7 protein-coding genes, 1 tRNA gene and 1 pseudogene are annotated in these 7,527 nt (G+C 37.1%); 5 read left to right on the forward strand and 4 right to left on the reverse strand.

Features of this window, described 5'->3' with window-relative positions:
• A pseudogene (locus GVV20_RS09875) lies at positions 1-116 on the forward strand (IS30 family transposase); the annotation flags it as partial.
• Positions 117-153: 37 nt separating this feature from the next.
• On the opposite strand, the gene GVV20_RS09880 reads toward GVV20_RS09875, so the two are convergent.
• Both GVV20_RS09880 and GVV20_RS09885 read right to left on the reverse strand, forming a co-directional pair.
• Positions 154-1,026 carry an ROK family protein gene (locus GVV20_RS09880; RefSeq protein WP_159741004.1) on the reverse strand — a complete coding sequence of 291 codons (873 nt, stop codon included), beginning with the start codon at positions 1,024-1,026 and terminating at the stop codon, positions 154-156.
• Positions 1,026-1,997, reverse strand: coding sequence for a lactonase family protein (locus GVV20_RS09885; protein ID WP_201287543.1), 972 nt, complete (start codon positions 1,995-1,997; stop codon positions 1,026-1,028). Before GVV20_RS09885 ends, GVV20_RS09880 begins: the two co-directional genes overlap by 1 nt.
• 183 nt (positions 1,998-2,180) lie before the next feature.
• Here GVV20_RS09885 and GVV20_RS09890 point away from each other — a divergent pair, with 183 nt between their 5' ends.
• Together GVV20_RS09890 and GVV20_RS09895 are read left to right on the forward strand one after the other, a co-directional pair.
• Positions 2,181-3,566 (forward strand): 6-phospho-beta-glucosidase, encoded by a 1,386-nt coding sequence (locus GVV20_RS09890; protein ID WP_159741003.1) that lies wholly within the window; start codon positions 2,181-2,183, stop codon positions 3,564-3,566.
• A gap of 64 nt (positions 3,567-3,630) precedes the next feature.
• Positions 3,631-4,422, forward strand: coding sequence for an HAD family hydrolase (locus GVV20_RS09895; RefSeq protein WP_159741002.1), 792 nt, complete (start codon positions 3,631-3,633; stop codon positions 4,420-4,422).
• Between the two features lies 1 nt (position 4,423).
• Here GVV20_RS09895 and GVV20_RS09900 read toward each other — a convergent pair whose 3' ends face one another.
• Complete coding sequence (locus GVV20_RS09900; RefSeq protein WP_159741001.1) at positions 4,424-5,260, reverse strand: MurR/RpiR family transcriptional regulator; 837 nt, start codon at positions 5,258-5,260, stop codon at positions 4,424-4,426.
• A gap of 69 nt (positions 5,261-5,329) precedes the next feature.
• On the opposite strand from GVV20_RS09900, the gene GVV20_RS09905 reads away from it, so the two are divergent.
• Together GVV20_RS09905 and GVV20_RS09910 are read left to right on the forward strand one after the other, a co-directional pair.
• Positions 5,330-5,417: transfer RNA gene (locus GVV20_RS09905), tRNA-Ser, on the forward strand.
• An 873-nt stretch (positions 5,418-6,290) separates the two neighbouring features.
• Positions 6,291-7,151 (forward strand): LicD family protein, encoded by an 861-nt coding sequence (locus GVV20_RS09910; RefSeq protein WP_159741000.1) that lies wholly within the window; start codon positions 6,291-6,293, stop codon positions 7,149-7,151.
• A 97-nt stretch (positions 7,152-7,248) separates the two neighbouring features.
• On the opposite strand, the gene GVV20_RS09915 is transcribed toward GVV20_RS09910, so the two are convergent.
• Entirely contained in the window at positions 7,249-7,452 is a 204-nt protein-coding gene (locus GVV20_RS09915) for a cold-shock protein (protein ID WP_159638344.1), read from the reverse strand.
• Between the last annotated feature and the right edge of the window lie 75 nt (positions 7,453-7,527).

Below are 7,527 nucleotides of genomic sequence, written 5' to 3' on the forward strand. Positions count from 1 at the left end.
AATATCTTGATGACATTGCCTTTAAAATCAACTCAATGCCTCGCAAAATGTTTGACTTTAAAACTGCTTATGAGATAGAATTTTTAAAAATGAATAGTGGTGCGGTTGAGATTTGATAAAAGAAAAACAACGTCAAATTTTCGACGTTGTTTTTTACTGATTTGCCAAATAAGCAACACCAAGAAGGTGTGCGTGTGCAGGGTTTTGAAAGCATACAACTTTTGAGGTGAGTGGTGGAGTATGCAAATACTGTTGCACTACTTCAAGATATGCGTGTTCAATGCGTTGGACAATATGAGGATTATTCGATACACCGCCACCAATTGCGATACGGTGCGGATTAAAGGCGACGCTCACTTGAAATAAGGAGCGTGCAATGTCTCTAACCCATTGGTCAACAACGGTAGCTGCATCGTTGTTCCTTTCTGCAGCCTCAATGATTGCTTTAGCGGAAGGCAGTGGCTGTTTTGAATATGCATGATACTGATAAAAAAGTGCATTTGCAGAACAGCGCGTATAGGTCCAAATTGGTTTGTTCGCTTCAAAATATAAGGGCATCATAGAAATGCTTGCAGCATAATTATCACTACCTTTTTGAACCGAGTCGCCAATCATATAACAACCACCAACTGCTGTTCCAATGACGTAGGTAAACGAACTAATGGTATTTTTGAGCGAACCAAACTGATATTCGCCAACTGCAGCTGCATGGGCATCATTGCAAGCAAAGACCTCGAGGCCGGTTCGCTTTCTGATTTCATGCGCGATATTTGTGCCATACATTGATTTCACCCGAGGGGATGCCTTGGAAAGGACATCATAGTCATCAGAAATGATGCCTGGTAGACATATCGCGATGCGTTTGACATCTTGTAGATTCCCCATTTTAGCAACAAGGGAATCATAAAAGACTTCGGAATCTGTAACCGCGAATGTATCTATACTCCAGGACGCTTGAATTGCGTAGTTTTCACTAAGACGCGCAAATTTTATAAATGTTCCACCAATGTCAATACTAAGTATCATTACTTGGTATTGATAAATAAAACACTAACTGGTTCAGGTGCGTGGATGTCTTTTTGAACTAATGAAAGCAGTCCTGTTTCTGGGTTGCGTTCAAAGAGTGTGAGATTATCTGTGTGTAAGTTTGCAACAACTAAGAAATGGTCGTCCAAACTTAAGTTGAAATCACGTGGATGTTTCCCTTCTGTCGAAACAGTACTCAAGAAAGTCAATGTGAAATCATCATTAACCTTGAAAATAGCGATTGAATCATGACCACGATTTGATGCATAAACATAGCTTCCATCTTTTGAAATTCGAATTGCAGCACCGAAACTTTCTACAGTTGTTTCTGGAAGGGTAGAGACTGTTTGTAAATGGATAAGGTCGAAATCATCATCTTGTACAACATCAATCGTACTGTTCAATTCCCCAAAGATATAAAGTACAGGTTGTGTTGGATGGAATGCAATATGACGTGGACCCATGCCAGAAGCCGTTTTATATGTCGCAATTTCATTCATCAGACGGTACTTGTGAACTGTATCATTACCAAGATCACAAACAAAGACATCATCAGTCTTGGGATCGTAGTCAATGTAATGAGCATGAGCTCCATCCTGATAGCGAATGACCTTATCTTCAATCTTGTTATGAGTAACGGTTACCGAACCTGCGTGATAATTGGCTTCATAAATTGATTTTTCAGTGTCATGGTAGCGAACATAGCACGGTTGAACGCCTTCAGTCATTCGTGTGTAGTCTAGCGTGGCATGTGTACCGTCAAAATCCCAAACAGCAATGCCACCCAATGAATCTTCTTGATGTACACTGTAGAGTTTTCCAGTATTAGCATCAAAATCAAGATATGTAGGATTTTGTGCGGGAGCAACCAGGTTTAAATTTTCTAAATTCTTTGTATCTTCATTGAGGTCAATGCTGTAGATACCCTCGCTAATGCGTCGTGTATATGTACCGATTAGTATTTTTTGCATGATTATAATCAATCTCCTTTTTATCATGATACCATAGAATCCTCAAAAGCGAATCATGGTAATTATTTTCATATTCGATGAAAAAAAACAATGATATATGAAAACCTGTGACCACTTATCACAATAAATTGAAAAGCAACAAATTTGTAGGTACAATAACAGTAAATACAGGAGGACAATTGTATGAGTAAGAAACTTAAAATTGTTACAATCGGTGGTGGCTCAAGTTATACCCCAGAACTTATGGAAGGGTTTATCAACCGTAAAGATAAATTAGATATCAGTGAATTGTGGTTAGTAGACGTTGAAGCAGGACGTGAAAAATTGGAAATCGTCGGTGCAATGGCACAACGAATGGTTAAAGCTGCAGGTCTTGATTGGAAAGTTTTCTTAACAACAGACCGTCGTGAAGCATTAAAAGATGCTGATTTTGTTACAACACAATTCCGTGTTGGTCAATTAGAAGCTCGTGTTAAAGATGAACGAATCCCAGGTAAATATGGACTCCTTGGCCAAGAAACAAATGGTGCAGGTGGAATCTTTAAGGCATTCCGTACGATTCCTGTTATTCTTGATATTATCAAAGATATGCGAGAATTAGCTCCTAAAGCATGGTTAATTGATTTTACGAACCCAGCAGGTATTGTTACTGAAGCGGCAATTAAAGTTGGTGGATGGGAACGTACCATTGGATTGTGCAACATTCCAGTCGGTGCAACAAAAATGAACCACGAAGCAATGGGATATGATAAAGATGCAAGTATTCTCTTTGAAAAATTTGCAGGATTAAACCATTTCCACTGGCATCGTGTTTGGGATAAGGACGGCAGTGAAGTTACATCCGAACTTATCAACGCATTCTATAACCCAGAAAGTGATTATGCAAAGAGCAAACAAGCAGAAGTTGCTAACATTGCAAACATTAACTATAGCTACGAACAACTCGCAGACTTAGGGTTATTGCCATGTCCTTACCACCGCTACTACTATGTAGAACGCGAAATGCTTGCAGAAAACCAACAAAATTATAAAGATCATAAAACACGTGCGGAAACTGTAAAAGCAACTGAAGAAGAACTCTTTGAACTTTACAAAGATCCGAACTTGGATTATAAACCAGAACAACTTACAAAACGTGGTGGTGCCCACTATTCAGACGCTGCATGTGAAATCATTTCGTCAATTCATAATGATTCCCGTACCGTTATGACCGTAAGTACACAAAATAATGGTACAGTAACTGATTTACCATATGACTGCGTTGTTGAAGTTACATCAGTGATTACATCACACGGTGCAGAGCCATTTAACTGGGGTTCATTCCCACCAGCAGCTCGTGGTCAACTTCAATTAATGAAAGCTATGGAAGAAGTTGTTATTGAAGCAGCTGTTTCAGGCGATTACAATAAAGCACTCCAAGCATTCAATATTAATCCACTTGTACAAAGCGGAATTTATACAAAAGATTTATTGAACGAAATGTTAGTAGCGCATAAAGATTACCTTCCACAATTTGCAGATGTTATTGCAAAATTAGAAGCAGAAGGCGTTACATATATTCCTCAATAAGGAAAATTATTACTCGAACAGTAGGAATCTTCCTACTGTTCTTTTTTTATTAGAAAGGGATATTATGATTAAAGTATTTGTATCAGATCTCGATGGAACACTTTTTGATGAAGACCATCAACTACCAAGTAAAACGAGAAGTCTTATAACAATGTTGAGGCAGAATGGTTATCGATTTGGAATTGCGACAGGTAGACCAAGAATGTCAGCGGAAACTGTAATTGAGGATCTAGAAAGTCTTGTTGATTTTGCCGTGTTTGAAAATGGTGCTGAGGCGTATGATTTCACAAATGGAACGCAGATATTTCAATACCCGTTGGATAGAGCTGCAGCCCTCGAGGTCATTGCTAATGCGCGAAAGTTTAACTTAAACCCGACATTAACGGTCAATGACAAAATGTATACCGATGATGGTTCACGATTTGAAGGATACGATTCGAAAATTCGAAATATTCTTGTAGTCGGTGACGTAACCTTGGCAGTCCAAGATGCTCAGGCGAAAATTCTTGTTAATGGGACACCAGAAGCACTGCAACCGTTGATTGATTATACGAAAGCAGTAGGGAATCCTGCTTACAAAGCTGTCAAAACAGGAACAGATCTTCTCGAATTCATGGATCCGCGTGTGAATAAGACTTTAGGAATCCAGTGGTATTTAGAGAATCATGGTTTGACAATGGAAAATATCGTCGCTTTCGGCGATAACGATAATGATGTTGAAATGATTGAAGCGGCTCAAATTGGCGTAGCCGTAAAAAACGCAACAGATTCCGTTAAGGCTGTTGCGCGTATGCATTGTGATTCTAATATAGAAAACGGTGTTTACAAATTTATTACACAGTTTTTGGAACAATAGTCTATCGAATTATTGAGCTGTCTTCGATGCGTGTTTGGTTCATTTCATAGTCAAACGAAAAGACAAGCGCATAAATCATGTCTAAGACTAATTGGATTGCTGTACGTGAAGAAAAAGATGCCATCTTTGTCATAAGTTCTTCTTGTGGTGCAACATGAATGACTTCGTCAGCGAGTGGAACTAAGGGGTTGTCATTTGGCCCGGTTATTAAAACAATTGGAACGTTACGGTCTTTGAGTGACGTCATGATACGAAGGTTATTGATACTGGTACCGTAGTATGAAATAACAATTGCAAGACTGTCTTTGGGTTGGGTATGGGTTTTCATAAACTGAAAGCCGACAGCTGACTCGAGGTTACAGTCTTTTTCGATGCGAAATAATTTGTATTGGAAATCCTGACAAAGAATTAAAGATTGACCTGTTCCATATAGGTAGATATGCGGCGATTGGTGAATTGCCCTTGCAACACGATTTAGTTGTTGTTGGTCGATTGAGTTATATGTGTCCTGCATCGATTGGTAATTCAGGTTTAAGATACTTTCTAGGATTTGGTTTGTAGACTCATTTTTATTAAATGGCAAATCATCACGAACACGTTGCCCACGCGGTGATGTGCTTAATTCCCTGGTTAAGCGCACTTTAAAATCAGTGAACCCATCCGTTTGCATCTTCTTACAATAACGAGTAATTGTGGCGGTAGATGTGAAGGTTCGCTGTGCTAATTGTTGAATGCTCAAGGAAATAACTTCGTTGGGGTGGGCAAGTATATACTCCGAAATCTTAATTTCAGTTTCCGATAATTTGTCAAAGTCACGGATTCGGTTTATTAATAACATAATATCCTCCAATTTATTATATTATACATTGTTTTTGCGAGAATATTTATGTATAATGAGAAAGCAGTTGGAGAATTGGCCGAGTGGCTTAAGGCACCATCTTGGAAAGGTGGCGAAGCGCAAGCTTCCGTGAGTTCGAATCTCATGTTCTCCGCCATATGAAATTATACCCACTTAATAGTGGGTTTTTTATTTGTTTGGTCAACGATACCCCTACAATTCTTATTAATTCACTCTCATTTTTATCTAAAGGTGAGTATAGGTAGTTAATGTTGTCTGAATATTGGAGTGCCCAAGTCTCTGGAACAATGTCAATACACTGGACAGTGATTAGGGAGTTAATTGGTTAAATTCAAGTTTTTTTCATCATGTGACATTTAATGTTGTACGCATTAGGTCTGAATGGTTATAGAAACCATTGATATAAGTGAATAGACTTTCTTCCAGTCTTCGGTTTCTAAGAAAGATTGACTGTTTGTTTCTTCATGTTTTAAATACATAAAAAATAATACTATAACTGCATTATCTCAAGGATATGACTTTTTTGAGAAAGATTGCACTGCGTTATAGTCATCTATTACTTTTCTTACTTTGAAGGAGCGATACTGTGAACTGCGAACCGAATGGATGAGTGAATTTGCTTGAGGTTTTCATAACCGGCATACATCATAGAAGACATTAAGTATTAAGGTTAAATTCATTCTCGTAAAAAGCATCCATGCAATGTTTTTACGAGAAAATAAATCCATAATAACGCAATGATATCGAAATCCTTTAGACGTTTTAATATAAGTAAAATCGCTAACTCATACTTTATTGGATTCGGAAGGATTGTTTTTGTAGAAATAGTTAAATAGAAATGATATTGACAATTATGCAAAGCCACTTTCAATGAAGGGAGTTGCTTTTTTTTGATTTATTGTATTCACTGAATAATCTATAATTAGAGTTAGTTGCATTTAACGTGATATACTAAGGTTAATTAGTCAAATATTTATGGATTTCTGATTTTAAAAGGAGGTCTGAAAATATGATTGTTTCCGATCAAACGCTATCAAAAGAGTTGATTAGAAAATTACAATTAAACGAACTGTACTTGTTAAAAGAGTTAAACAAATTTTGTTTAAAACACAGGATTCCCTTTACGTTGGATTTTGGGTCAATTATTGGTGCAATAAGACACAGTGGGTTCATTCCTTGGGATGATGATATTGATATAGCGATGCTTAGATGGGATTATGATGTCTTTTTGGAGATGACTAAACAATGGAATAATGATCAGATTTTTGTTCAAAATTATGACACTGACCCGCAATATGTCCATTCATTTACTCGCCTTCGTTTGAATAATTCGAAGGCAATACAAGAAGAATGGTCACATCTCGATGTACATCATGGAATTTTCATTGATATATTCCCCTATGATGTTATGCCATCCTCAAGTGGTTCTATAAGATTGCATGAAGAAGAAATTAGCATTCTACAAGAAGCGAAATTAAAGCGCGTTAAATTACTCAGGAATAATGATAAAGTGTTATGGGAGAGAGCGAAGATAGATTGCCCTCTATCTCTGAATTCAATGCAAGAGTTAAACAGAATGCAAACCAAAGTCATGACGAAGTACAATGATACACATAGTGATTCAGATTTTGTAACGCATATGACTCAGGGATTTAAAACATACAGAGAATATAGAAGGCGAATACATGATCATCTTAGACCTTCTTATTATGATTTTGAAAAGATCCTTCTACCCATCCCTAATAATTATCAATTCATTCTGCTCAACACATATGGAGATTATCTTTCTTTCCCACCAAGTAGTCAAAGAAAACCTCATCATGGATTAATTGAATTAGAGTTTAACGAAAAATTAAATATAGAGATCTAACATAAAAACTGATATCTTCTAAATATATGATGGTAAATAGATGTAGACTAATAAAAAAAAGAAGGAGCAGTTGCTCCTTCTTAGCTGTGTACCGAAATTATAAACTACGTACGTTTTCTGCTTGCATTCCACGTTGTCCTTCGACCATGTCAAATGAAACAGCTTGTCCATCGTTTAATGATTTGTAACCTTCTTCAGCAATAGCTGAGAAGTGAACAAAGATTTCTTGGTTTGATCCGTCAACGATAATAAAGCCGAAGCCTTTTTCAGCGTTAAAGAATTTTACTTTTCCTGATTCCATAAAAAAATACCTCCCTCTAAAATATGTCTCATATAATAACAGGTGTTAGGTATTATTTAATGTGTTTAGTCATAT

This window comes from Erysipelothrix aquatica, from assembly GCF_009828775.2.
In the GTDB taxonomy this organism is placed as follows: domain Bacteria; phylum Bacillota_I; class Bacilli_A; order Erysipelotrichales; family Erysipelotrichaceae; genus Erysipelothrix; species Erysipelothrix aquatica.

Excerpts from the sequence above, each read along its gene's own strand:
- GVV20_RS09880 (WP_159741004.1), bottom strand. The coding sequence starts at position 1,026 with ATGATACTTAGTATTGACATTGGTGGAACATTTATAAAATTTGCGCGT.
- GVV20_RS09885 (WP_201287543.1), bottom strand. The coding sequence starts at position 1,997 with ATGCAAAAAATACTAATCGGTACATATACACGACGCATTAGCGAGGGT.
- GVV20_RS09890 (WP_159741003.1), top strand. The coding sequence starts at position 2,181 with ATGAGTAAGAAACTTAAAATTGTTACAATCGGTGGTGGCTCAAGTTAT.
- GVV20_RS09895 (WP_159741002.1), top strand. The coding sequence starts at position 3,631 with ATGATTAAAGTATTTGTATCAGATCTCGATGGAACACTTTTTGATGAA.
- GVV20_RS09900 (WP_159741001.1), bottom strand. The coding sequence starts at position 5,260 with ATGTTATTAATAAACCGAATCCGTGACTTTGACAAATTATCGGAAACT.
- GVV20_RS09910 (WP_159741000.1), top strand. The coding sequence starts at position 6,291 with ATGATTGTTTCCGATCAAACGCTATCAAAAGAGTTGATTAGAAAATTA.
- GVV20_RS09915 (WP_159638344.1), bottom strand. The coding sequence starts at position 7,452 with ATGGAATCAGGAAAAGTAAAATTCTTTAACGCTGAAAAAGGCTTCGGC.